The 25907-nt window shown below is 66.0% G+C and carries 21 protein-coding genes; 12 read left to right on the top strand and 9 right to left on the bottom strand.

What is annotated here, in order from left to right; translation table 11 throughout:
- The first annotated feature begins 394 nt into the window (after nt 1–394).
- The 8 genes from GDI_RS12080 (at nt 395) to GDI_RS12045 (ending at nt 10744) form a co-directional block, all read left to right on the top strand.
- Nucleotides 395–1588 carry an acyltransferase family protein gene (locus GDI_RS12080; protein ID WP_012553342.1) on the top strand — a complete coding sequence of 398 codons (1194 nt, stop codon included), beginning with the start codon at nt 395–397 and terminating at the stop codon, nt 1586–1588.
- Nucleotides 1585–2895, top strand: a complete 1311-nt coding sequence (locus tag GDI_RS12075) for a hypothetical protein (protein ID WP_012226556.1) — start codon at nt 1585–1587, stop codon at nt 2893–2895. The genes GDI_RS12080 and GDI_RS12075 overlap by 4 nt, the downstream gene beginning before the upstream one ends.
- A 42-nt stretch (nt 2896–2937) precedes the next feature.
- Nucleotides 2938–3927, top strand: coding sequence for a glycoside hydrolase family 5 protein (locus GDI_RS12070; RefSeq protein ID WP_041249424.1), 990 nt, complete (start codon nt 2938–2940; stop codon nt 3925–3927).
- A 6-nt stretch (nt 3928–3933) separates the two neighbouring features.
- Entirely contained in the window at nt 3934–5088 is a 1155-nt protein-coding gene (locus GDI_RS12065) for a glycosyltransferase family 2 protein (RefSeq protein ID WP_012226554.1), read from the top strand.
- Between the two features lie 38 nt (nt 5089–5126).
- Nucleotides 5127–6641 carry a lipopolysaccharide biosynthesis protein gene (locus GDI_RS12060; RefSeq protein ID WP_012553338.1) on the top strand — a complete coding sequence of 505 codons (1515 nt, stop codon included), beginning with the start codon at nt 5127–5129 and terminating at the stop codon, nt 6639–6641.
- 273 nt (nt 6642–6914) lie between these two features.
- Nucleotides 6915–7895: a D-xylose ABC transporter substrate-binding protein gene (gene xylF / locus GDI_RS12055; protein ID WP_173363377.1), complete on the top strand. Its 981-nt coding sequence runs from the start codon at nt 6915–6917 to the stop codon at nt 7893–7895.
- An 85-nt stretch (nt 7896–7980) separates the two neighbouring features.
- Nucleotides 7981–9519 (top strand): xylose ABC transporter ATP-binding protein, encoded by a 1539-nt coding sequence (locus tag GDI_RS12050; protein WP_041249423.1) that lies wholly within the window; start codon nt 7981–7983, stop codon nt 9517–9519.
- A gap of 13 nt (nt 9520–9532) precedes the next feature.
- Nucleotides 9533–10744, top strand: coding sequence for a sugar ABC transporter permease (locus GDI_RS12045; RefSeq protein ID WP_012553336.1), 1212 nt, complete (start codon nt 9533–9535; stop codon nt 10742–10744).
- 21 nt (nt 10745–10765) lie between these two features.
- Here GDI_RS12045 and GDI_RS12040 read toward each other — a convergent pair whose 3' ends face one another.
- Nucleotides 10766–11602 carry a 2OG-Fe(II) oxygenase gene (locus tag GDI_RS12040; protein WP_012226549.1) on the bottom strand — a complete coding sequence of 279 codons (837 nt, stop codon included), beginning with the start codon at nt 11600–11602 and terminating at the stop codon, nt 10766–10768.
- 138 nt (nt 11603–11740) lie between these two features.
- On the bottom strand, nt 11741–12796 hold the full coding sequence (locus GDI_RS12035) for an NAD(P)-dependent alcohol dehydrogenase (RefSeq protein ID WP_012226548.1): 1056 nt from the start codon (nt 12794–12796) through the stop codon (nt 11741–11743).
- 176 nt (nt 12797–12972) lie between these two features.
- Here GDI_RS12035 and GDI_RS12030 point away from each other — a divergent pair, with 176 nt between their 5' ends.
- Entirely contained in the window at nt 12973–13884 is a 912-nt protein-coding gene (locus GDI_RS12030) for an AraC family transcriptional regulator (RefSeq protein WP_012226547.1), read from the top strand.
- Nucleotides 13885–13950: 66 nt separating this feature from the next.
- Here the strand turns inward: GDI_RS12030 and GDI_RS12025 are convergent, their stop codons facing one another.
- From GDI_RS12025 to GDI_RS12010, 4 genes are all read right to left on the bottom strand, one after another.
- Complete coding sequence (locus tag GDI_RS12025; RefSeq protein WP_041249798.1) at nt 13951–15102, bottom strand: MFS transporter; 1152 nt, start codon at nt 15100–15102, stop codon at nt 13951–13953.
- Nucleotides 15103–15210: 108 nt separating this feature from the next.
- Complete coding sequence (locus GDI_RS12020; RefSeq protein ID WP_012226545.1) at nt 15211–16365, bottom strand: PepSY-associated TM helix domain-containing protein; 1155 nt, start codon at nt 16363–16365, stop codon at nt 15211–15213.
- Between the two features lie 223 nt (nt 16366–16588).
- A complete protein-coding gene (gene ade / locus GDI_RS12015) occupies nt 16589–18298 on the bottom strand; it encodes an adenine deaminase (RefSeq protein ID WP_012226544.1) in 1710 nt (569 codons plus the stop codon).
- A 7-nt stretch (nt 18299–18305) separates the two neighbouring features.
- Nucleotides 18306–19631 carry an MFS transporter gene (locus GDI_RS12010; protein WP_012226543.1) on the bottom strand — a complete coding sequence of 442 codons (1326 nt, stop codon included), beginning with the start codon at nt 19629–19631 and terminating at the stop codon, nt 18306–18308.
- A 228-nt stretch (nt 19632–19859) separates the two neighbouring features.
- On the opposite strand from GDI_RS12010, the gene GDI_RS12005 reads away from it, so the two are divergent.
- Complete coding sequence (locus tag GDI_RS12005) at nt 19860–20192, top strand: hypothetical protein (protein ID WP_012226542.1); 333 nt, start codon at nt 19860–19862, stop codon at nt 20190–20192.
- Between the two features lie 3 nt (nt 20193–20195).
- Here the strand turns inward: GDI_RS12005 and GDI_RS12000 are convergent, their stop codons facing one another.
- Nucleotides 20196–21080, bottom strand: coding sequence for a dimethylarginine dimethylaminohydrolase family protein (locus GDI_RS12000; RefSeq protein WP_012226541.1), 885 nt, complete (start codon nt 21078–21080; stop codon nt 20196–20198).
- A gap of 189 nt (nt 21081–21269) precedes the next feature.
- Between GDI_RS12000 and GDI_RS11995 the strand changes: the two genes are divergently transcribed.
- A complete protein-coding gene (locus GDI_RS11995) occupies nt 21270–22268 on the top strand; it encodes an NAD-dependent epimerase/dehydratase family protein (RefSeq protein WP_012226540.1) in 999 nt (332 codons plus the stop codon).
- 4 nt (nt 22269–22272) lie between these two features.
- Here GDI_RS11995 and GDI_RS11990 read toward each other — a convergent pair whose 3' ends face one another.
- Together GDI_RS11990 and GDI_RS11985 are read right to left on the bottom strand one after the other, a co-directional pair.
- Nucleotides 22273–24438: a TonB-dependent receptor gene (locus GDI_RS11990; protein ID WP_012226539.1), complete on the bottom strand. Its 2166-nt coding sequence runs from the start codon at nt 24436–24438 to the stop codon at nt 22273–22275.
- A gap of 141 nt (nt 24439–24579) precedes the next feature.
- Nucleotides 24580–25032, bottom strand: a complete 453-nt coding sequence (locus GDI_RS11985) for a DUF2946 family protein (RefSeq protein WP_012226529.1) — start codon at nt 25030–25032, stop codon at nt 24580–24582.
- 120 nt (nt 25033–25152) lie between these two features.
- Between GDI_RS11985 and GDI_RS18615 the strand changes: the two genes are divergently transcribed.
- A complete protein-coding gene (locus GDI_RS18615; RefSeq protein ID WP_012553332.1) occupies nt 25153–25896 on the top strand; it encodes an energy transducer TonB in 744 nt (247 codons plus the stop codon).
- Nucleotides 25897–25907: the final 11 nt, after the last annotated feature.

Genomic DNA, 25907 nt, shown 5'->3' with positions numbered 1-25907 from the left:
TGCAAGAAAGGAGAGAGTTCCTTCAATCGAAAAATTCCAGGCGCTATATGCCGCCTCTTATCCGGCGACAAATAAGGCGATTCTTTGTCCATAGGATGCCATTGGGATGGCGGGGGCAATGCTTGCTCATTCCAGTGGAAAATATCCGAAACATGCAATGTTACGCTTGCAAGTCCCGTCATGCTCTGGGTAAGTGGGGACGACGGCAATGCCGACACGCCCGCCGCCAGGGGCGGATCATGACAAGCGCGTCATCGTCGGCGTTTCGGTCTTGCGTCCTGAATGGAACATTCTGAAAGATCGAGACTCTCGGTCGTAAATCGTCAATTGGTGTGACGCCTGTACTTGCGGATGCATGGCAGCGGGCGAAATTCTCCAGCGGAGGGACGGTTGCATGTCGGACCATCTGTTTGAGGCACGATCGGAAAGATCCTATCTGGGACAATTGACGTCCCTGCGGGGGATCGCCTGCCTGGTCGTTCTGGTCGGTCATGTCATCCAGGTCATCCGTTACGATCCCGTTCCCCGGTCGCCGTGGGGGCGGGCGGTGCACGACATCGTCACCTATGCATTCAATGCCCAGGCGGCGGTTCTGCTGTTCTTCGTGCTCAGCGGCTGCGTGCTGTCGCTGTCGCTGCGTCGGGTGGAGCGGTTCGACTGGTCCGCCCTGACCGGATTCTATATCAAGCGCGTCTTCCGCATCTGTCCGCTCCTGTGGGTGTCGGTTCTCTTCGCCATCGTGGTGACGGTTCGGGTCCGTTCCTCGATGGATATCGGGGTCTTCGTGGACTGGCTGGCGCGCAACCTGGGCTCGCCGGTGTCGGTGCCGCATGTCGGACTGGCGCTGGTCGGCGCGTACACGCGTTATAACGGCCCGATGTGGTCGCTGCGGGTCGAACTGATCTTCTCGGTGCTGTTCCCCTTCATCCTGATCGCGATGCGCCATGTGCGTATACGCCCGTGGGCCCTGGCGGGTTTCCTCGTCCTGGCGCTGGTGCCGATGCCATCGGAAATCGGCCTGAATTTCGGCCTGGCCTTCGCGGTCGGGGCGCTGATCCCGATGCTGCCCCGGGTCGACTGGGCGGCGGCGCCGGCCATTCCCGTCATGGCGGTCGTGGTCCTGCTCTATGATCGCCTCGCCCTGGGCGGTCACGCGGTGCCGGAACAGATCTATGACGTGATCGAAACGCTGGCCGCGTTCGTCATCGTGCGCGACCTGTACGCGTCGGGACGGTCGTCCAGGGTGCTGAACCATCGCGCCGCCGTATGGGTGGGGGAACTGTCCTACAGTGTCTATCTGCTGCACCTGCCGATCCTTCTGGTGCTGTTCGACCTGATGCAGCATCAGGTCGGGCTGCGGCCGCTGCTGGCCGATCCGGACGTGACGCAACTGATGCTGGCATTGCTGACCATCGCCGTGACCCTGGCGGTATCCAGCGTGACCTATCGCCTGGTGGAATTGCCGCTGCACAATGTCGGGCGGGCGCTGGCCCGCCGTCTGCCCGCCAGCGATGGCCGGGCAGCGGCGTGGCGCGGCACTGTCGGGCTGGCAACACCGCTGACGGCCGGGCGCGAGGGCGAGGGATGACCGCCGGAATCATGTCGGCCGGCCGGATCCAGGTCCGCGGCGGCGGCCTGCAGGCGGGGAAATACCTGGTCCTCGCCGGGGCGGTCTTCAACCTGGCGTTGTGCTTCGTTTCGACCCGGCACTGGCTGCATATCGGAAACGCCCAGATCGCCATGGTGGAAATCGCGATCATGGCGGCCGGATTCTACCTGATCCGGCATCAGGTGGACCGGAACGCGCTCTGGATCATGGCCGTGACCTTCGGCTTCCTGGTGGGGGCGAAACTGGTCAATCCGGCCCTCAGCTTCAAGATCGTGCATGATGTCGGCATCATGTATATCTTCTTCGTCCTGGGGCGCATGACGACCGAGCGCGTGGCGTGGTCCACGATCTGGATCCTGACGGCGCTGGTCCTGGCGGTCGGCATGGTCGAACTGATCTTTACCGACATGTATGCCAGCCTTTTCAATATCTGGGATTATTACGTCCAGAAGGGCGTGATTTCCAGCGACACCGTCAATTACAGCAACACCAACCTGTTTCTCAGCGGCAATCGCGGGGCGGGCGCGGGCCGCACGTTCTTCCAGTCGATCTTCGGGCCGCACCGTGTGTCCTCCCTGTTCCTGGAGCCGGATTCGCTGGGGAATTTTTCGGCGGTCCTGTTCGCATGGTGCCTCAGCGTATCGCGCAACCAGCCGGGGCGGCGGTGCGTGCTGCTCTACGGCCTGGCGGTGCTGTGCTTCATCCTGGCGGATTCCCGGTTTGCCTCCGGCTGCTGCATGCTGATGCTGCTGATGCGCATCAGCCCGTTCTGCCGGGTGCCGCTGGTCGCTTTCCTCTGCCCGGTCATCGTGGCGACGGGGCTGACCGTCCTGGGGTCCCTGCACGAACTGCCCGGCGTGCTGCCGGCCATCATCAAGGACGACCTGTCCGGCCGGCTGATCTTCTCCGGCCGCCTGCTGGACTATTGGAATATCGGCCAGTGGTTCGGCCTGGCGCCCTCGCAGGTCTATACCTCCGATACCGGCTATGCCTACGTGCTGAACAATCTCGGCGCGATCCTGACCCTGTTCTATCTGGGGGTATTCGCCTTCCACCGGTCCCGCACGCCGGAAAGCGCGATCATGAAAACCATGATTTCGGTCTATTTCGCGACGTCGCTGTGCATCGGGGCCTCGGTCTTTACGATCAAGACGGCCGCGCTGCTGTGGTTCCTCTATGGCGTCACCGAGGTCATGGGCCCCGCCCGCCAGTCCGTCCGCCCCGTGCGGGCGGCACGCCCGGCCGCGCGCGCCGTTCTGCCGCACGTGGCCGGGGCCGCCGTCTGATCCGCCATGATGGGAACGATTATGCGCATTATACAATTGCCCATGCGATCGACCGCCCTGGCGCTGCTGCTGCTCGCGGGGGCGATGCCGGCCCGGGCCCAGGACTACAAGGGTGTGAACCTGGCCGGGGCGGCCTATTCGTCGAACAAGATCCCGGGTCGCTACGGCTACGACTATCTGTTTCCCAAGCCGGGCGAGGTCACGTACTTCCATGACCGGGGGATGAATATCTTTCGCCTGTCCGTTCTGTGGGAACGGCTGCAGCCCGCGCCGGGGGTGGCGCTGGATTCCGGTTATATGGGCCGCATCAACGGGTTCGTGGACCAGGTCCACGCGGTGGGCGGCAAGGTCATCCTCGATATCCACGATTATGGCCGCTATCGCGGCACGCTGATCGGCGACGGCCAGGTGACCGCCGCCGATTTTCGCGACCTGTGGACCCGCCTGGGGACCGCGTTCCGCGACCGGCCGGATGTCTGGTTCGGCCTGATGAACGAACCGCAGCAGAAATCGGCCGAGGCGTGGCGCGATATCGAACAGCAGGCGATCCTGGGCATTCGCGCGGCGGGGGCCCGGAACCCGATCCTGGTATCGGGCGTTGGCTGGGACGCCGCCCATGGTTTCGCAACCGTAAATGCTCCGGCCCTGGCCACGTTGAAGGACCCCGACCATTCCCTGGTGTTCGAAGTCCATGAATATTTCGATCCCGACAGTTCGGGCCGCAGCCCGGACTGCATCCCGACCGATCAGGCGGTCGCGCGGCTGGCCTCCTTCACCGCATGGCTGCACCAGACGGGAAACAAGGGCTTCCTGGGCGAATTCGGCGTCGGCCGCAGCGCGGCCTGCCTGGATGTCCTGGACAAGGTCGCATCCTATCTGGCGGCCAACCAGGCGGTCTGGCTCGGCTGGACCTACTGGGCCGCCGGGCCGCTATGGGGCGAATACATGTATACGCTGGAACCGACCAAGACCGGACAGGACCGGCCGCAGATGCTCGTCCTGGACCGTTACCTGACCCACCGGGGGAGATAAGGTGCAATGGCAGATCCCGTGATCGACATCCTGGTCCCGGCCTATAATGCCGAGCCGACCATCCGCGAGGCGATCGACAGCCTGCGCAACCAGACGGTGCGCAATATCCGCATCGTCGTCGTCGATGACGGGTCGACGGATGCGACCGGCCGCATCCTGGCCGAAATGGCGGCACAGGACGGGCGGATCGTCGTGCTGACCCAGCCCAACGGGGGAATCGTCGCCGCCCTGACATACGGGCTTTCGGTGTGCCGCGCCCCGTTCATCGCCCGGCACGATGCCGACGACCTGGCGGCCCCCGATCGCCTTGAACGCCAGATCCGCCATATGGAAGAGCACCCCGACTGCGTCGCGGTGTCCGGCAGTGGCAGCCATATCGACGCGCAGGGGCGGCCGACGGGCGGCCGGGTACGGCTGGCGCGGATCGACAAGGCCGACCCGTTCTGGATTCCGGCGCGCGAGCCCTACCTGCCGCAGCCCTTCCTGCTGATGCGGCGGGCCGCCTTCGACCTGGCCGGCGGATATCGCAGCCTGGCGGTGGCGGAAGACAGCGACCTGTACTGGCGGCTGGACGATATCGGGACGCTGTCGAACATCGACCGGAATTTCGGGTCCTATCGCGTCCATGCGGGCAGCGTGTCCAGTGCCTCGATCCGCAATGGCCGGTCCATGGCCTTCTGGTCGCAGATGGCCGCGCTGTCGGCGCGCCGCCGTCGCGCGGGCCAGCCGGACCAGGTGTTCAGCCCTGCCGAGCTGCGACGATGCGAAGCGGCGGAAACGCTGGAGGAATTCTTTCGCGCCGGCTGCCCCGGCCTGACCCAGGCCGAACGGTCCTGGCTGGCCCTGGCCCTGGGAATGAAGCTGGTCGCGCTGGCGTTCTACCGGCCCTACGAACTGGATAGCGCGGATTGCGCGTTCATCGGCCGCGCGCTGCGCGACCGGGACGTGGCAATCGGCCGTGAAAACCGCGTCGAGATTGCCGAGCACCTGATGGCGACGGCAACCCGCCTGGCCGCGCATGGCCGTTTCGGCGATGCGCTGAAGCTGGTGTCGCCCGCGCGCTATCCCGTGCTGCTGGGCCGGATTTCGTTCCGGCTGGTGCTGCCGTCGGGCCTGCGCGACGTCTTCAAGCGCCTGGCGGGCCGCGCGCAACCGGCGTGACGACACCGGAAAGACGACGAGACCCAGAGGAGGACCGCATGGCGGCAGAAGGACAGGGCGCGCGCGCGGGCGGGCTGGGCAGGGCGGCCACCAGCGGGGTCCTGTGGCTGATGGTGCAGAGCCTGGCGGCGCGGGGAATCGGCTTCGTCTCGCAGCTGGCGCTGGCGTGGCTGCTGACCCCGGCCGATTTCGGGGTCATCGGCCTGGCCTATACCGTGTTCGGGATCGCCAACGCGCTGGTCAGCTTCGGTGTCGACGACGTGCTGCTGCAACGGCAGAAGGTCATGACGCTGTGGTCGGCGCCGGCCTTCTGGGTCTGCCTGTCGCTGGGGCTGCTGGGCATGGTCGGGATGCTGGTCGCCGCCCCGTTCGCCGCGTCCTGGTACCATTCGCCGGAACTGGTGGGGCTGATCGCGGCGCTGGCCATCGCCACGCCGATCAAGACCCTGGCCACCGTGCCTTCGGTGCGCATCCGCGCCGACATGGATTTCCGCTTCCTGGCGGCCTACAACACATTCGAAATCATGGCGCTGCAACTGGGGACGATCCTGCTGGCGTGGCTGGGATGCGGCGCCTACAGCTTCGCGATCCCGATTCCGGTGCTGGCCGTCATCAAGGCCGCCCTGTTCTGGTGGAAGGCCCCGCCGCGCATCGGCCGCGCGATCCGCAAGGTCCAGTTGCAGTACATCCTGGGCAGCAGCAGCACGGTGTTCGCCACGCGGACGATCATCGAAATCGTCAACCAGGGCGACTACATCGTCCTGGGGCTGATCGCGTCGCATTCCGTCGTCGGACTCTATTTCTTCGCCTTCCGCTTCTCGGCGCAGCCGGTGCGGATGCTGGCCGGCAATTTCATCAATGTCCTGCTGCCGGCCTTCGCGCAGTTGCGCAGCGACCCGCACCGCCAGACCGAGGCCGCGCTGAAGGCCTGTCGCCTGCTGGCCTATATCGTCGTGCCGTTCTGCTTCCTGCAGGCCGTCCTGGCCGGACCCGGCCTGCATTTCCTGTTCGGCGAACGCTGGATGCGGGCGGTGCCGTTCGTACAGATCCTCAGCCTGGGCCTGCCGTTCGACGCGGTGTCGTGGATTACCGGCTCGTTGCTCAGCGCGCGGCGCGAATTCCGGCTGGGGCTGATGTTCGCCGTGATCTCGGCGCCGCTCTTCTTCGGGCTGGCGATCGCGGGCGGCCTGGCGGACAGTGCGCTTGGCGTCGCGATGGCGGTGGCGTTCTATTATTTCACCTATCCGCCGCTCTGTTCGCTGCTGATCCTTCGGCGCTGCGGCGTGCCCGTCGGGCGCGTGATGGAGCTCTACGTCATGCCCTTCGTGATCTCGGCGGTGGCGATGGGGCTGGGGTACGCGTCATCGCTCCTGCCAGGCGTCCGCGCCCATGACCTGTCGCGGGTCATCGCGATCGGGACCGTGGGCACCGGCCTCTATCCGGTGCTGCTGTTCATGCTGCGACGCGACGTGTTCGACCAGCTTGCCGGACGGTTCGGCGGCATGCTGGGGAAGTTTCGGCGGGTCAAGGGCGGGGTCGCGCAGGCTGCCTAGAACGGCGCGCCCGCGTTGGGTCCGCCCCCTGCCAGATGACGCAGTCGTTATAGGGTAAGCACGCTATATCGCTTGTATTGCGCCAACACATCTGCTGTCAGTTTAGATAACGCCAGCAAGCCAAAAAGGCATTGCAAAATGACTGGCGAGGGATCGAACGACGCCTGATGGCGAAATCTGTTCGGCAAGAGCGGAGTGTGTTTGGTGAACAATAACAACAAGATTATCAAATGCCGCGCGTCTGTCACGCGTCGGGCAGCCCTTGGCGTGCTCATGGCCAGCGCGTTGTGCGCGATGGTGCCCCATGGGGCCATCGCCAGCGCCGCCCATCCGAAAATCGGTTTTTCCATCGACGACCTTCGCGTGGAACGCTGGACGCATGACCGCGACTATTTTGTCGCTGCTGCGACGAAACTGGGCGCGACCGTCAACGTGCAGTCGGCGAATGCCAGCGAATCCCGCCAGATGGCGCAGATTGAAAACCTGATATCCCGCGGGATGGATGTTATCGTCATCGTGCCGTTCAACGGCAAGGTGCTGGCCAATACGATTGCCGAAGCAAAGCAGGCCGGAATCAAGGTGATTTCCTATGATCGCCTGATCCTGGATTCGGATATCGACGCCTATATCTCGTTCGACAATGTGCGCGTGGGTGAAATGCAGGCCCAGGGCGTCGTGGATGCGGCACCGACCGGAAATTATTATCTGCTGGGCGGCGCGCCGACCGACAACAACGCGAAGTTGCTGCGCGAAGGCCAGATGAAGGTGCTGCAGCCCCTGGTGGACAGCCACAAGATCAAGATCGTGGGCGCCCAGTGGGTCAAGGAATGGAGCCCGACCGAGGCGCTTGCCATCACCGAAAACGCCCTGACCGCCACCGCCAACAAGATCGACGGCATCGTCGCGTCCAATGACACGATCGCGGGGGGTGCGATCCAGGCGCTGGCCGCGCAGGGCCTGGCAGGCAAGACGGCCATTTCCGGGCAGGATGCCGACCTTGCGGCGTTGCAGCGCATCAACAAGGGCACGCAGACCATGACGGTCTACAAGCCGTTGAAGGATATCGCATCCACCGCAGCGCACCTGGCGGTCGACCTGGCAAAGGGGACGACGCCCACTTATACGACCAAGATGAACAATGGGCAGAAGGATGTGAATACCGTTCTGCTGACGCCGATTTCACTGACCAAGGCCAATCTCGATCGCGTCGTGAAGGACGGGTATTTCACGATGGCACAGATCGAAGGACAGTAATCCTTCGCCGTGTGCGCGGGAAGACGGATACTCCTTCCCGCGCATCCCGATTGGAATGGACACGCGATACGCGAGGACACGGGATATGGCCGAATACCTTCTTGAAATGAAGGAGATTACCAAATCGTTTTCGGGCGTTCCGGCCCTGAACGGCATCAATATCCGTGTCCGGGCCGGCGAATGCGTCGGCCTGTGCGGCGAGAACGGCGCGGGTAAATCGACGCTTATGAAGGTTCTGTCGGCCGTGTATCCGTATGGAACGTGGGGCGGCCAGATCCTGTGGGACGGCGCCGAGCTGAAGGCCCGATCGATCCGGGAAACCGAAGATGCCGGTATCGTCATCATCCATCAGGAACTGATGCTGATTCCCCAATTGTCGGTGGCGGAGAACATCTTCCTGGGGCGCGAGCCGCACACGGCGGCTGGCCTGATCAATTTCAACAAGATGTACGAGGACGCGGCACGGCTGTTGGCCGAACTGCATATGGGTCACATCAACGTCGCACTGCCTGTCTCGCGTTATGGCGGGGGAGAGCAGCAACTGATCGAGATCGCCAAGGCGCTGGACAAGAAGGCGCGCCTGCTGATCCTGGACGAGCCGACATCCTCGTTGACCCGGTCCGAAATCCAGACGCTGCTGACGATCGTCAGGGAACTGAAGTCCAAGGGAACGGCCTGCGTCTACATTTCGCACAAGCTCGATGAAATCGAGGAAATCGCCGATACGGTCGTCGTGATCCGGGACGGGCGCTTCGTGGGCGAGGCGGCGATGGCCCAAATCACCACGAACGATATCATCCGCATGATGGTGGGGCGGGAACTGACCGCCCTGTTTCCGCGAGAGGAGCATGCGATCGGCGACGTGATCTTCCAGGCGCGGAACGTGACCTGCCTCGACCCGAACAACACCGCCAGAAAACGTGTCGACAATGTCTCGTTCTCGCTCCGCCAGGGTGAGATACTGGGTATTGCCGGACTTGTCGGTGCGGGGCGGACGGAACTGGTCAGCGCGCTGTTCGGCGCCTACCAGGGCGCATATTCCGCGGAATTCCTGATCAACAACAAGCCGGTCAAAATCAGGAACCCGCGGGACGCGGTCCGTCAGGGTATCTGCATGGTTCCCGAAGACCGCAAGGCCCACGGGATCGTTCCGGCGATGGGGGTGGGGTATAACATCACCCTGTCCGTCATCGGATCGCTGAGCCATCATGGCCTGATCGACGACGGGCATGAGTTTTCCTCGATCGGTGAGGCGATTACGCGCATGCGGATCAAGACCTCCAGCGCGCTGCTGCCGATCGCCAACCTTTCGGGCGGAAACCAGCAGAAAGCGGTCATTTCGAAAATGCTGGAACCGAAACCAAGGATCCTGATCCTCGACGAGCCGACGCGTGGGGTCGATGTCGGCGCCAAGGCCGAGATCTACAAGATCATGTTCGCCTTGGTGAAGGAAGGCATGTCGATCATCATGGTGTCGTCGGAACTGCCGGAAATACTCGGAATCAGCGACCGCGTCCTGGTGATCGGGGAAGGGCAGTTGCGCGGCGAATTCATCAACGACGCAACATTGACGCAAGAACGCATCCTGACGGCCGCCATCACGCCGATCGCGCAAGCCGCGTGAATTGAGACGTATCATGACCATACCCAATACCCCCGTGTCCAGCCCGCCGCATTTCACCGCCGGTATGGCCCAACGGGTCAAGCTGCTGGACACGGCGCACATCAGGCGCGCCTTTGCGCGATACAAGACGCTGGCGCTTCTGATCGCCATCGCGATCCTGTGGGGCGTGTTTTCCCACTTCACCGATGGCGATTTCCTGACGGCACGCAATTTCTCGAATCTGCTGCGGCAGATGTCCATTACGGGGATGCTCGCCTGCGGGATGGTGTTCGTGATCATTTCCGGGGAAATCGATCTGTCGGTCGGCTCCATGCTCGGGTTGCTCGGCGGTCTTGCGGCGATCCTGGATGTATCCTTTCATATGCCGCTGGTGTTGAATGTCCTGATCATCATCGTCGCGGGGGCGGCGATCGGGGCCTTCAACGGATATTGGGTTGCGTATCTGCGCATACCCTCCTTCATCGTCACCCTGGCCGGGTTGCTGGCGCTGCGCGGCATCCTGCTCGGGATTACCGGTGGCGCGACGATCGCCCCGGTATCGCCGCACCTGGTGGCGGTGGCGCAGGATTACCTGCCCCCGCTGTTCGGCCGGGGGCTGGAGATCGTCATTCTGGGCATCCTTGCCGCCTCGGCCTTCCAGTCCCGGGCCAACAGGACGCGCTACAATCTCGCGACGGCGCCCCTGTGGCTCGACATCGTCAAGCTGGCGGGGTCGGCGGCGGCGATTGTCGCGTTGTTCGCGGCGCTCGATGCCTATCGGGGCGTGCCGCTGCCGGTTCTCGCCATGTTGTTCTTCCTGGCGATTTTTACCGTCCTGGCGCAGCGGACGACCTTCGGCCGCCGCATCTATGCGATCGGTGGCAACCTGGAAGCCACACGCCTGTCCGGTGTGAACGTGAAGCTGGTCAAGCTGTCGGTCTTCAGCCTGATGGGCGTGATGGCCGCACTGGCCGGAATCAGTACGACGGCCCGGCTGGCGGCGGGCTCGCCTTCCGCCGGATCGCTCCAGGAACTCGACGCGATCGCCGCATGCATTATCGGCGGCACGTCCATGCGGGGCGGCGCGGGAACGGTCTTCGGGGCGCTGATTGGCGCGCTGATGATGGCGACGCTCGATAACGGCATGTCGATGCTGGGGGTCGAGGCATACTGGCAGATGATCGTGAAGGGCACGATCCTGTTGGCGGCGGTCTGGCTGGATGTCGTGACGAATACGAAGGAGTGAGAGCGGGTGGGCCTTCCACAATCAGGCACTGTTCCGGCGCGCCGCACGCCGGATCTTCTGCAGCAGTCTCACGCCCTGGGGGGGCAGGACGTTATGCAGCGTCGTCTGCAGGCGCGCGCTCGCGGACTGGCCGGGGCGTGGCATATAAACCGTTGTGTTCCGGCCCGATGCCGCATCGTTCGTATAGAAATAGGCAATCACGGCCTTGCGCTCCAGCCCCGGCCTGACCTGCTCGGGGTGGCCGTGCGCCGCGATCGCGGATTGTTCCATCAGGACCGTGCGCCCGAAATGCGGAATGATCGTGACGGCGCGCCGGGCGGGACGCATGGTCCACAGCTCCAGGCTGCCTCCACAGGTGCTGTCCCAGCCGTCATTCAGGTAGGTCAGAACCGCCAGCCGGTTGCTCAGATTCGTGGTTGGATGTTTCTGAAAATCGATATGCATGTCGAAATGACCGCTGCCCGAAACGACATGCAGCCCGCCGCCATATAATGTCGGGTCCGGCAGCAGGGCCTCGATTCCCGTCAGTTGCGTCAGCAGGCGCAGGAAGGGGCCGGAATTGATGAAGTCGAAATAACGCTGGATGCCAGGGGGAAGATCGGAATCGGGCTCTGTTCCCTTCTTTTTCTGCAGGGCGGTATTGTAGGATTTCCAGTGCCGGACGGCGCCTGTGTCGTAATCGTCCAGGACCGCGCGCAGCCAGGGTGCGGGAAACAGGTTGTCGATGATCAGGTGGGGAAACGGATGGGCCGCCAGGTAGCGTGCCTTCATCTGCTCCGCCGGTTCCGCCAACGTCAGGTCCCCGACCGAGAACGGCGCGGGCAGGGGGGGTGAAGGCCATGTCGCGTGCTGTGTCATCGGAAACCGCTCTGTCGTTCGCCACCGCCGTGAACAGGCAGGTGTTTCTCGAACGAGGATAGCGGCACATTGTTTCCAGACAACAGGAATAGGCCCCGGACGGCGAAGGGGCGACCGCCATGGCCGCCCCTGGCAGGATCAGGCCTGTGCGGGCAGTGTCGCCATGTCGATCACGAAGCGATATTTCACGTCGGATCGCAGCATGCGCGCATAGGCGGTCTCGATTTCATCCATGCGGATCATTTCGATGTCGGCGGTGATGCCGTGTTCGCCGCAGAAATCGAGCATTTCCTGGGTCTCGGGAATGCCGCCGATCAGCGAACCCGCGAAATTGCGCCGCTTCATCAGCAGGCTGAATACCGAGACGGGCAGCGGATTTTCCGGCGCCCCTACCTGGACCAGCGTGCCGTCGCGCTTCAGCAGGTTCAGGTAGGCGTTGATGTCGTGGTCGGCCGCGACGGCATCCAGGATGAAATCGAAGCGCCCGGCCTCGCGCGCCATGGCATCGGGGTCGCGCGACAGCACGACCTCATGCGCGCCCAGGCGCAGCCCGTCCTCGATCTTGCTGGCCGACGTGGTGAACAGCACGACCTCGGCCCCGAAGGCACGGGCGAACTTCACGCCCATATGGCCCAGGCCGCCCAGTCCCACGATGCCCACGCGCTGCCCGGGCCCGACCTTCCAGTGGCGCAGCGGGGACCAGGTCGTGATTCCGGCGCACAGCAGGGGCGCCACGGCCGCCAGGTCCAGGGTTTCGGGCACGTTCAGGACGAAGGCCTGGTCGACCACGATGGCACGGGAATAGCCGCCGAAGGTGATGCCGCGCCCGTGCCGGTCCTGGCCGTTATAGGTGCCGACGAAGCCGTTTTCGCAATATTGCTCGTACCCGTCGCGGCAGCTTTGGCATTCGCGGCAGGAATCGACCAGGCAGCCCACGCCCACCAGGTCCCCCGCGCGGAATTTTGTGACACCGGTGCCGACCTCGGCCACCCGGCCGACGATTTCATGCCCGGGAACGCAGGGGTAGATCGTGTTGTGCCATTCGTTGCGGGCCTGGTGCAGGTCGGAATGGCAGACGCCGCAATAATGGATGTCGATCCGCACGTCCTCCGGCCCGGTATCGCGACGTTCGAAGGCGAACGGGGCCAGCCGCGCGTCGGCGGCGGTGGCCGCATATCCTGTGCATGCGAACATGATGTGTGATCCTTCTGAAAATGTCGGGGCAGGATATCCTTGGCGAACATGCCATGCCGCTCCCGCCGGCTGAATGCGGAATGCTGTCTGGTTCTTGCACGATCCTGCCGAAGATCCGGCCCCATGGCTTGCCAGATGCCGGTCCAGCGGCCACATCGGTGGGCGGAGGGAACGGCATGCGGCAATCGATCGAGGCATTGCGCCACCATATTGACAGGCATTGCAAGGCGGGTCGCGTCGAAACCGTGGTGCCCGGCCTGTCGCTGATGCGCGCCGACGCGCCGACGCTGCCGGTCAGTTGCGTGTACCAGCCCACGCTTTGCCTGATCGTGCAGGGCAGCAAGCAGGTGGTGTTGGGCGATCGGATCTTCGCCTATGACGCGCGGAACTACCTGATCGCCACGGTGGACCTGCCGGTGACGGGCGGCGTCACGCAGGCGACGCCCGATTATCCCTATCTGGCGCTGAGCCTGGCGCTGGACCCGTCGCGGATTGCCGCCCTGCTGCTGGACGTGCCCGCCGTGCTGGCCGAAACCAGGCCGGCGGCGGGCCTGGCCGTCAGCACGGTGACCGACACGCTGCTCGACCCCGTGGCGCGGCTGGTCGGGTTGCTGGACCGGCCGGAGGACATCCCGGTGCTGGCGCCCCTGTTCGAGCAGGAGATCCTCTACCGGCTGCTGCAGGGCGACCAGGGCGGGATACTGCGACAGGTTGCCCGCGCCGACAGCTATCTGTCCCATGTCCGCCGGGCGGTCGCCTGGATACGCGATCATTACGCCGAGCCGTTCAGTATCGGTGACCTGGCGGCCCAAACGGGCATGAGTGCTTCGTCCTTCCACCGTCATTTCAAGGCGGTGACGATGATGAGCCCCCTGCAATACCGCACGCGCATCCGCCTGCAGGAGGCACGGCGCATGTTGCTGGCCGACGGGCAGGACGCCGCCGGCATCGGCTTCGTGGTGGGCTATGACAGCCCGTCGCAATTCAGCCGGGAATATCGCCGGATGTTCGGCGTTCCACCCGCGCGTGACGCCGCGCGCCTGCGCCGGACGGACGGCGAGGCACGCGGCCTGGCCTATCCGCCCTGATTCCGCCGGTCGCGCGGGGCAGGCGGCGCAGCCGGAGGGCAGCCCCCAGCGCCCCGGCCAGCAGGATCAGGTGAAGGCGGCGACCCCGTTCCACCCCAGGCCCGACCACCACCAGCCGCCGACCGATCCCGCGATGCTGGACCCCAGGTAATAGGCCAGCAGGTAGAGCGACGTCGCATGGCCCCTGTCGGCCAGCGCCAGCCGCCCGACCCAGCCGCTGGCCACCGCATGGGTGGTGAAGAAGCCGACCGTCAGCAGCACGATCCCCGCGACGATGGCCGGCAGCGCGCCAGCCAGGGTCAGCAGGATGCCGGCGGCCATGATCGCGATTCCGGCCGTCATGACCCGGCCGCGCCCCATGCGGTCGGACAGTCCCCCCGCGATGGACGAGGACGCGATGCCGAACACATAGACCGAAAACAGCAGCCCCAGCCTGGTCTGGTCCAGGTCGTAGGGCGGTGCCATCAGGCGATAGCCGGCATAGTTGAAGATGGTGACGAAGGTGCCCATCACCGCGAAGCCGACCCCGTACAGCGCCGGCAGCGCCGGGTCATGCAGGTGCCGCCCCCACGCATCGAAATGATGCCGCGCGCCCAGGCCGTGCCGCCGGGTGAAATTGCGCGAGGGCGGCAGCAGCGCCAGGAAGCCCAGCGCCGCGATCAGGCCGGCCGCCCCGACGATCGCCATGGCCGGGCGCCAGGACAGGGCGTCGGTCAGGATGCCCGTGCCCACGCGTCCGATCATGCCGCCGAAGGCGGTGCCGGAGACGTACAACCCCATGGCCAGTCCCAGTTCCCGGGGATGGATTTCCTCGGCCAGATAGGTCATCGCCACCGCCGGCACCCCGCCCAGGGCGAAGCCTTCCGCCATGCGGGCCAGCAGCAGCAACGGCCAGGTGGGCGCCCAGGCCGCCGCGATGTTCAGCAGGGCCGAGACGACCATCGACATGGCCATCAGTTCCCGGCGCCCCGCCCGTTCGGACAGGGCGGCGGCCACCAGGATGGCAATGGCCAGCGCCCCGGTCGACAGCGACAGGGACAGCGAACTGGCGGCGGCCCCGATGCCGAACTGGCGGGACAGCACCGGCAGCAGTGGCTGCACGCAATAGAGCAGCGAAAACGTGGCGAACCCCGCCAGGAACAGCGCCATGCCCGCGCGGCGATAGGCCGGGCTGGCGCGGGTGATGAAAGTGCCGGCCTTCGCAGGGGCGACAGGCATGGTCCGGTCCGAAAATATCTGATGGAATTCCAGTATCTTCGGTATGTCATCGTGGCGGATGGCGGAATTCAACTTCACGCGATCCCGCCAGCCGCGCCCTTTTTCCCCTTACTGGTATTCCTCGGATGGCGGGGCGGCGGCGATGGGCTGCCGGTCGCGGACCTGTCGGGCGGGACGGCGCAGCACCCACATCGCGGCGCCCGATATGCAGAAGAAGGCCAGGGCCAGGCCGGTGACGAATATGGCGGCCCGCCACAGCGGGGCGAACCATGACGACGGGGCCAGCTTCGCCTCGTGCAGCGTATGCATCCACTGGAAGAACACCTCGCCCGTCTTCTGCGCGCCCGGGTCGCGTACCATCACCAGACTGTCGCTGGCGGCATCCAGGCGCAGCGTCGCCGGGCGATTGGGGCCATAGGCGGGAAGGGCGACCTGCACCTGCTGGGCGTCCGGCGTGCGGCCAAGCGTCACGTCCATCGGCACCGCGTCGGGCAAGGTGGCCCGCAGGCGGTCCAGCATATGGTCAAGTCCGGCCTCGCCCGGCACCCCGCCGCCGGAACCCGGCATCTGGCCCCCGCCATGGGCGTGGTGCGCGGCGGCCGGGGCCGGACGATGCACACCCAGAACGGTACGGGCGAAGGGCAGGGCGAGGATCGTCCCGCTGCTGGCCAGGAACGCCAGCATCAGGGCGGTCCAGAATCCGAAACTCTGATGGGTCTCGCGCCAGAAGCGATAGCCGCGCGCGCGCCGCGAGATCGTGATGGTCCTGCGCCATTTGCCCGACAGCCAGAGGTCCGGACGCGGCCACCACAGGATGATGCCCGTGATGGCCATGCCCAGCAGCAGCAGCCCCATGATGCCGGTGGCTGTCTCGCCGTACGGGACGAGAAACAGGTCGGCGTGCAGCCGGTGCAGGAAGAAGAATGACGCGGGGATGGTGTGCGTGCCGGTGATCGTGGCGGTGGCGGGATCGACCATCACCTGGAAGGCTGGATGACGCTCGCCCGGCGGTCCGAAGCTGACGCACGTGCTGTCACCCGCCCAGCGCGGCGGCGAGACGCGCAGGGGGATGGTACCCGCCGGCGCCGCCGGGCGCGCGGCGGCGATCTGTGCCTCCATGGGGCGGGGGATGCCCGTGGCGTGGGTCTGCGGGCGTCCGGATGTCAGCAGCGGGATCAGGATCAGAAGCGTGCCGGTTATCCCCTGCAGTGCCAGGGGCAGAGCCAGGATCAGTCCGATCCATCGATGTATTTTGCGAAGCACGCCCGTTTAACCCTGATAGTAAGAATTATTCGCATACATTACCGAATCGCGGATGACAAGGGACGATCGCCCGGCGAAACGACCGGTGTCGAGCGGTCTACGATATGATATTTCTCAGGATGGTGTCGTTGTATTTCCGAAGACGACAAACTGTGATGAAGAGCCCGGGGCGGAATCTGCAACAGGTTGAACTATTCCACGATGCCGCCGCCGGGGCGGTGGATCAGCCGATCACCCGCATTTGCCCGACATCGACCAGTCCGTGATCGGTGATCTTCAGATGCGGCACGACCGGCAGCGGCAGGAAGGCCAGTTGCAGGAACGGTTCTTCCAGCGTCACGCCCATGGCGCGGGTTGCCGCGCGCAGGGTCTCCAACTGGTCGCGCACGGTCTCGAACGGTGCATCGCTCATCAGCCCGGCGATCGGCAGGGGCAGTTCCGCGCGCACCTGCCCGTCCTGGACGATCACGAAGCCGCCGCCGATTTCGGCCAGGCGATTGACCGCGACGGCCATGTCGCCGTCATCGGCGCCGACGACGCAGATATTATGGGCATCGTGCCCGACCGAGGACGCCAGCGCCCCGCGCCGCAATCCGAAGCCCCGGACGAAGCCCCGGCCGATATTCCCGTTCAGCCCATGCCGCGCCACCACGGCAACCTTGGCCACGTCCCGGTCGCAATCGGCTTCGACCCTGCCGTGCCGCGCCGACAGGTCCAGGGTCAGGAAATCGGTGATGATCTGGCCCGGGATGATGCCCATGACCGGGTGACCGGTCCCGGACCCCGAAACCGTGAAATCCTCCGCCGTGACCGGGCGCCGCAGGATCACGCTGTCGCGCCCCGGCGCCGGAATCGTCCGGCGCTGCTCCAGGGCCGGACCGATCGGCCGGCCGCCGGCCAGAACGTCCGAGACCTGGCAGGTTTCCAGGTCGTCCAGGAACACGATGTCGGCGCGCCGGCCCGGGGCCAGCATGCCGCGATCGGCCAGCCCGAAGGCGCGCGCCGCCGTCAGGCTGGCGGCGCGATAGGCCGCCAGCGGCGGAACGCCGCGCGCGATCGCGCTGCGGATCAGGAAATCGATATGCCCCTCATGCGCGATTTCCAGCGGATTGCGGTCGTCGGTACAGAAGGCCAGGAAGGGCGACGTCTCGACCGTCAGCAGCGGGGCCAGCGCCGCCAGATCCTTGCAGACCGATCCCTCGCGGATCAGCACGGTCATGCCCTTGCGGATCTTTTCCAGCGCCTCGTCGGCGCGGGTGGCTTCGTGGTCGGTGGAAATACCGGCCGCCAGGTAGCCGTTCAGCGCGCGGCCGCGCATCAGCGGCGCATGCCCGTCGATATGCCGGCCCGAGAATGCCGCCAGCTTGGCCAGGCAATCCGGATCGCCGGCCAGTACGCCGGGCATGTTCATGACTTCCGCCAGTCCGATGACCTTGGGGTGGTCCATCAGGGGCGTCAGGTCATCGGCGCCCAGGTTCGCGCCCGAGGTCTCGACCGAGGAGGACGGCACGCAACTGGACAGGTTGACCCGCAGGTCCATGACCATGCGCGTCGCGGCGTCCAGGAAATAGCGCAATGCGTCGGTGCCCAGCACGTTGGCCATTTCGTGCGGGTCGCAGATCGCGGTCGTTACCCCGTGCGGCAGCACGCAGCGTTCGAATTCGAATGGCGTGACCAGCGACGATTCGACATGCAGGTGGGTGTCGATGAAACCGGGAACGACGACGCGCCCGTTCCCCTCGATCACGTTCGGTCCCTGGTAGCGGTCCAGCATGCCGACGATGGTATCGCCGCAGATCGCGATGTCGGTCGGGATCAGGTCGCCGGTGACCAGGTCGAACAGGCGGACGTCGCGGACCACCAGGTCAGGCGGTTCCTGTCCACTTCCCTGGCGGATGCGGCGGGCGATGATGTCGGGCGATGTCCTGCTCATGGTATTTTTATGCATGGAAGGGGGATTCCCGTCCATGGCACGTCCGCGTCAGGTCCCGTTTCGCGCCGGGCATGGCCCACAGCGCGGCACCCCCTGCCAGCGCCGTCCCGATCACATACAGCGCGGGCGCCTGCGGGTCATGCCCCACCAGGGCCGACACGCAGGCCGGGGTCAGCCCGCCGAAGACGGCGTATGACAGGTTGTAGGAAAAGGACAGCCCGGAAAACCGCACGGCAGCGGGAAAGGCCCGCACCATCGCGATCGGCACGAGGCTGACGTATCCCGCGCCGATACCCGCCAGCGCGGCCAGCGGCAGGAACCAGCCGGGATGGGCGGGGGCCAGCGCATACAGCCCCCATGCCCCCGCGATCAGCAGCCCGACCACCGGGGGGATCATTCCGCGCAGGCCCCACCGGTCGGTGGCCGCGCCGATCACGACCGAAGCGACGGTGACGGACAAGGTCGCGACCAGGCTGGCATCCATGGTGCGGGCGGGGGAAAAACCGTACAGCGTCTGCAGCAGCGACGGCATCATCAGCAGCAGCACGACGATCGCGGCCGTCAGCGTCCAGGTGCCGATGATGGACAGGATGACCGCCCGGCGGCAGGTGCGCAGCACCGCGACCAGCGGCGTCTGCCGCGCCAGCGCATCCCGCGCGTGCATCTCGGTAAAGACCGGCGTTTCCTCCAGCCAGCGGCGCAGTTTCATGGCGATCAGGCCGAAGATGCCGCCCAGGATGAAGGGCAGGCGCCATCCCCATGCGACGATCGCGGCGGGCGGCAGGGCCAGGTTCAGGCCCAGCGCCACCAGCGAGCCGATCAGCATCCCGGCCGTCAGTCCGCCGGTCAGCAGCCCGCAGGCCAGTCCGGTGCGTCCGGCGCTGGCATGTTCGGCCACGAAGACCCAGCCGCCCGGCGCCTCGCCGCCGATCGCGGCCCCCTGTGCCATGCGCAGCAGCAGCAGGGCCAGCGGGGCGCCGATGCCCAGCGTGCCGAAACCGGGCAGAAGCCCCATCAGCAGGGTGGGGGCCGCCATCAGCAGGACGCTGAAGGCGAACATTTTCTTGCGCCCGTGCCTGTCGCCGAAATGCGCCATGACCACCCCGCCCAGCGGCCGGGCCAGGTATCCTGCCCCGAACAGGCCGAACGTCTCGGTCTGGCGCAGCCAGTCGGGCTGGATCGCGGGGAAGAAATGCTGGGCGATGATTTTCGCGAAATAGGCGAAGATCACGAAATCATAGAATTCCAGCGCCCCGCCCAGCGCGGCGAGGGCCAGGGTGCGCAATTCCCCCCAGGTCAGGCTGCCCGTTTGCGGGGGAGGGAATTCAGGCATGGCGGGCGCGATCCGGGCTTGGGAAAGGGTCGGGCGGGCAGAACGGCCCGCCTTGCGCCTGCCTTGTCAAGGAGAAAGGGCAGGGCTGTCCGGAATCCTGGTTGCGCCGACTATGACAAAAGATAAAGAATGGGTTGCATCAGAAGGCGGATGCAACTGAAAATGGGACCGGGCCCGAAGCCGGCCCGATCGGCGCGCATAATAAAAACAAGAACGCGAGCAGAACATATGGGTGAGACAGGTCTGACCCGGTCCGAGGAGCGGTTTATTCGCTGGTCCTTCGGAACCTATTCCGGGCACAATCCATCGTTGTCGGACGGGATTATCCTGCCGATCTGGAAAAGCGGGCCCTGCTGCGGGCGCCCCCGTATCCCGGCCTCGATCCGCGGCCTGGTGGCGCGTGGGCTGTTGCAGGTGTCGGAGGACGAACCGCCGCCGCGGGCCTATTTCACGCCCACGGGGATACGGGCGGTACGGCGCATGTTCATCAAGCCCCGCTTCGACACCGGGCAGTACATTCATCTGTGGCGCGAAGTGGAAAGCCGCGTCGAGATGGAATAGCCCTCAGCCGCGCAGGAGCGACCGGCGGCGCAGCGGCATCGTCATGCAATGGATGCTGCCGCCCCCCTGGGAAAACTGGTCCAGTTCCGGGTCCAGCACCGTCAGGCCTTCCGCGCGGAGCATCGCGTTGACGCGGGTGGAATGGCGCGGGCTGACCACCCGTCCGTCGCCCAGCGCCAGCACGTTGCAGGCCATGTCGCGCATCGCTTCCTTGTACGTGACGGGCAGCAGGCGGATGCCCTGGTCGCGGAACCAGTCCAGGTCCGCGTCGGCCAGGGCGTCGGGTGCCACCAGGGCCAGGTTTTCCGCGACCATCGTAAACACCACGTCCAGATGCAGGAAATGGTCCGAGAACCGGATCATCCGCGTCTGCCATCCGGCCTCGTCGAACCAGCCGGTGAATTCGCGGGCGCCCGCCGTGTCGGTGCGCGTGCCGGTGACGCCCACCGCCAGCAGGCCGGGGCGGATGACATGGATGTCGCCGCCTTCGACATGACCCCCGGCGGTGCCCTTCCCGGCGGTCTTCCAGATCTCGCCCGCGCCGTAGAAGGCTTCGATCTGCGCCTTCTCGTCCTTGCGCTCGTGGCGGAACAGGCTGGTGACGACGGTGCCGAAGGGGGTCGTCTGCGAACTGTCGCGGGTATAGACCTGATAAGGCAGGCCGGGTTGCGGCGTCAGGAAATGGCAGGTCACGCCGGCGCTGCGCAGGCAGTCGACCATTTCGTCGAACTGCTTCTGTACGGCGTGATGCTCGGGCTTCAGGCCATTTTCCAGGCTCAGGACCGCGATGTCGTTGCTGGGAATCCAGTCGTAATAGGTCGGCGGGCACAGCAGGACGTCGTCCAGGTGTCCGGTTTCGCTATCGATGAACCAGCGGTTGGCCGTCATGTCCCGTATCCTCGTCCCAAAGCCCGATCCTGTCCGCTACCATAAGGGAGCGGGGCGGCCTATCCGATAGCGGACCCCGCAAGTGAAGTTTGCGATCCGTTCAATCATCCGGACGCTCGCCCGTGTCGGGCGGGGCTTCTCATCGGCCGTCGCGCTCTATATGGGCTGAAACCGGACGGGGAGGTTCTGTTGCGTATTCTCATGACCGGCACGGCGGGATTCATCGGTTTCCATGTGGCATGCCGGCTGCTGGATGACGGGCATGAGGTCACGGGCATCGACGGGATCACCGCCTATTACGACGTGGCGCTGAAGCGCGAGCGTCACGACCGCCTTGCCATGCGGCCCGGTTTCACCCGCCACGAATTCATGCTGGAGGATGCGGTCCGGCTGGCGGAAACCTGCCGCGAGGCGCGCCCGGACATCGTCATTCACCTCGCCGCCCAAGCCGGGGTGCGGTACAGCCTGGAAAATCCCGGCGCCTATATCAGCGCCAACATCGTGGGCACCCATAACCTGCTGGAAGCGATCAAGACGCTGGGCGTGCGGCATTTCGTCCTGGCCTCGACCTCGTCGGTCTACGGGGCCAGCGCCGAGAGCCCGTTTACCGAGGACCAGGCCTGCAATCACCCGCTCAGCCTCTACGGCGCGACCAAGAAGGCGTGCGAGGAGATCGGTCATTCCCATGCCCACCTGTACGGGCTGCCGATCACCGCCTGCCGGTTCTTCACCGTCTACGGCCCATGGGGGCGGCCGGACATGGCGCTGTTCCGCTTCACCAGCAACATCCTCGGCGGCCGCCCGATCGACGTCTACAATAACGCGCAGATGGAACGGGACTTCACCTATATCGACGACGTGGTCGAGGCGCTCTGCCGCCTGCTGCCGCACGCGCCGGCGGTGACGACCCCCACCCGGCGGGGCGTCAGCCCGGTCGCACCGTTCCGCGTGGTGAATGTCGGCCATGGCCAGCCCGTCGCCCTGGGCGATTTCATCGGCGCCATCGAACGGGCGACGGGGCGGACGGCCATCCGTCACAACCTGCCGATGCAGCCCGGCGACGTGCCCCGGACCTGGGCCGACTGCACGATCCTGGAACATCTGACCGGCTATCGTCCCGCCACCGCGCTGCAGGACGGGATCGACGCCTTCGTCGCCTGGTACCGCGACTGGTACGACGCCGCCTGACGATTCAGAACGACCCGGTCAGGCTGACATTGAACGACCGGCCCATGCCCTTCAGCGGGCCGAGAACGCCCGTCGCGTCGTAGTCGCCCAGCGACAATCCCCCAAGCGGCAGATAATATTTCTGGTTCATGACATTATCGATGCCGGCGTTGAGCGCCAGGTAGCGCCAGCGATAGCTTCCCCCCAGGCCCAGCAGCGCATAGCCCGGCGTGCGCGGCTCGTTGCGCAGCCGGTCGACGGTGTCCTTCGATTTCACGAACGTCATCTCGACGCGGCCGGTCCAGTTTCCGACCGTCTCGTGCACACCGACCATGCCGTTGGCCGGCATCTGGTGGTACAGGCCGGAACGGGTCACCAGATCCTGCCCGCGCACCCAGTCGACGGTGCCGACCAGGTCGCCCTGGCCATACCGGACCGTGTTCCACAGACGGTACGAGCCGGAGGCATTGATGCCGTAGCTCTGGGCGTCATGGTTGACGAATTCCAGCAGCGACGTGCCGTTGCTGTACTGCGCCAGGCGCACGACGTTCACATAGTGATGCGTGTAGGTGTAGTAGGGCTGGATCTTCAGGTCCCATGCCTGTCCGTGCGGGTCGTGCCAGTCGATCGTGATGCTGGCGGTATTGGCGATTTCGGGCGTCAGGTTCGGGTTGCCGACATAGCCGTTGCCGTCGCCGAACCAGCCGATCATCTTCGTTGCCATGGCGCCCCGGCCCCACGCATAGCGTTCATAGAGGTTGGGCGAGCGCGTCTTGCGGGCATAGCCGCCTTCGATCGTCAGGCTGTCCAGCGCCTGCCAGCGCGTCAGGGCCGTGACGTCGAAATTGACGTCGGTACGGCCCCTGTCCATCGCGTTGAACGCCCGGGCGGCCGTGGCGTCCGCCGCCGCCATCATGCCGGTCCAGGAATAGGGCGAGACCGGTCCGGTATTCATCATGACGAGGTCGTTGCGGAACCCGAGCAGGGTGGACAGGCGGGGCGTCCAGCGTGCTTCCCATTCCGCGTAGTGCCCCAGCCGGTCGCGGTGGCCGTTATTGACGTTATGGAACGTTCCCGGTCCCATCATCATGCTGCCCTGCAACGGCGGCCACCAGTCGTTCAGCCCGTCATGATCGAACGAACTGCCGAGCCGGAGCGTGTCGCGCGGCCCCAGCGGGATGGTCGCCTTGAGCGTATAGCCCGCCATCCGGGAATCGGTGTTCATGGGCATGCCGGTGGTGGGGGAATGGCCCCCCTTGTCGCCCAGCATGTCCATGACGTGATCGACCCGTTGCCAGTAGCCCCGGACCTCAAGGTCGCCCCAGTCGAAACTGCCGTCGTACTTGCCGTTCACGTAGGTCGACCGGTTGTTGGTCATGTCCATGTACTGGTTGGGAAAGCCCTCGTAGGGGGTATCCTGCTGGCCTGCCGTCAGGGCCAGCAGATGGTTGCCCTTGTGCATGCCCAGGGTCACGGCATGGTTGAAGGTCAGGTAATCGGTCGAGCGCACCACGCCCCCGTCGCCGCCCGCGTGATAATCGCCGGCATGGGCGTAGGAAGCCGTGTAGCGCAGGCTGAACGTGTCGTCCGCCAGCGTGACGGTGCCCGACGCCTCGGACCCGCCGCCATTGCTGCGGTAATTGCCGGTGACATGGCCGGTGACCAGGACCTGGCCCTTCCGGGCGAATTGGGGGTCGCGCCGCTCGACATCGACCGTGCCGGCGGTACTGTCGCCGCCCAGGCTGACCGGCGTGATCCCGGCGATCGCGGTCGCGGTCTGCACGCTGTCCGGGTCGATATAGGACATGGCGGGGTTCATGTGATTGGGGCACCCCGCGCTGATCCGCACTCCGTCGACGACGGTCGCCACCCGGTCGTCCGCCATGCCGTTCAGCACCGGAAGCGACGAGATCCCGCCGGCCGAATAGGCGCTGAAGCCGGGCGTGTCGTGGAACAGGGCGACGGCGTCGGGGCTGCCGAGTTGCGCGGCCGCGCGGTCGCTGGCGCCGGGCGAGGAGGCGGAAAGCGGACTGTCCGCCAGCGATGGAAGATCCGTGGCCTCGATCGAGAGCGAAGGCAGGGTAACTACCGGATCGCCGGCGCGGGCCGGGGCGGCATGGGCGCAGAAGGCGACGATGCAGCCGCAGAGTGCCGCCTCGGCAGGCGAGGGGGCTGCGGGAAAACGTGACATGGATGGGCTGTCCTGAACTGACGGGATGTCAGCCGGCGGCGTCATGCCCGCCTGTCCGCATGGGCCACGCGGCATGGTGCGGGCACCAGGGCGCGGGCGTGGTCTGGGCATTCGGGTGGCGTGGGCCGTCGGCGCTACGGGTCAGGCAGCGGCAGGGGGCCCCCGTGACGGCGGCAGTCCGCAGCCGCGCACGGGCGGGGCCCGTGGCTGGGCGGGGCGGCTGCGCGGCCGTGCCCACACCATTGGCGGCAACGGCAGGAACGCCAGCGTCGTCAGCGTCACGACCGGCAGATGCAGCAGCGGGCAGAGCGGGCACGAATCGCCGTGGTCCGGAGCGGCAGGGTGATGGCCGTCGGGTGTCACCTGCGGCGCCCCGTCCATCCGCATGCCTGCCATGCCGTCGTCATGGGGGCGCGCCGGCATCGTGCACGCGATATCGATGCCCGTCAGGCGTTCGATCGTGGCGCGCGGCATCTCGTCGGGCAGTGCGCGGCTCTGGATCAGCAACTGGCTCAGCAGGCCGATCAGGGTCAGCGCGACGATCAGCCAGCGGCCGCAAATCGGCCGTGTCGCAGGAAGGGCGGCGCGCGTCAATGGAGCGGACGGATATGCCTCTTTACGGATCGCCGCTCTTGTCGCCCCCGGCGGCGGTGGTTGTCAAATTGCCGTGTTCGGCCTTTTCTGGCGACCATGAGTGACGGAGCCGACACCGTGATGCGCGCGGCCGCTGTCCCGGACCGGGGGCGGCGCGACCGCCTGATGCGCCAGGCCGCGCCCGCGTCGCGCGGCCTGGTCCCGGCGGTGATGGTCGCGGCGCTGCTGCTCCATGGCCTTTTCGGGCTGGTCGTCTTCCCGTGGGGGCGGCCGATTCCGGTGCCGTCCATGGCGCGCGTGGTGGAAATGTATTTCCTGCCCCCCGTCGCCGCGCCAAAGCCGCCCCCACCCACACCGGCGGCCACGCCGCCGGAGCCGCCGCCGCCCGGGCCCCGGCCCGACACCCCGCCTTCGCGGCCCGTGATGCCGGCGGACCGGGATGCCGACCGGATCGTACCCCGTCCCAGAGCGATGCCGTCCCACGCGCCGCGCGTGGCGAGGCAGCAGGCGACCGTACCGGTCCCCGCCCCGGCAAAGCCCGCCCCGCTTTCCCCGCCGGAGCCGGCTGCTGCCCCCGTGAAGCCGGTGGCCCCGGCACCCCCGGCGGCACCGGTCTGCGACCGGCCGGCCGGCCGGTACCCGCCCATGGCGCGGCGACTGCATGAAGAAGGGGAGGCCGAACTGTCGTTGCAGCTCGGCCCCGACGGGGCCGTCGCCCATGCTGAACTGGCGCGCAGTACCGGCTATGACGATCTGGACGAAGCGGCCCTGGCGGCCGGCCGGACGGTGCATTGCACCGTTCTGTCGGGGCGCATGCCGGCGTCGGCGCGTATCACGGTCATGTTTCACCTGAAAATGACCTGAATCGATTTTGG

Origin of the sequence: Gluconacetobacter diazotrophicus PA1 5 (assembly GCF_000067045.1) — a bacterium.
Lineage (GTDB): Bacteria > Pseudomonadota > Alphaproteobacteria > Acetobacterales > Acetobacteraceae > Gluconacetobacter > Gluconacetobacter diazotrophicus.
The sequence above is the reverse complement of the archived record's forward strand: the minus strand, read 5'-3'. Positions and strand labels throughout refer to the sequence as shown.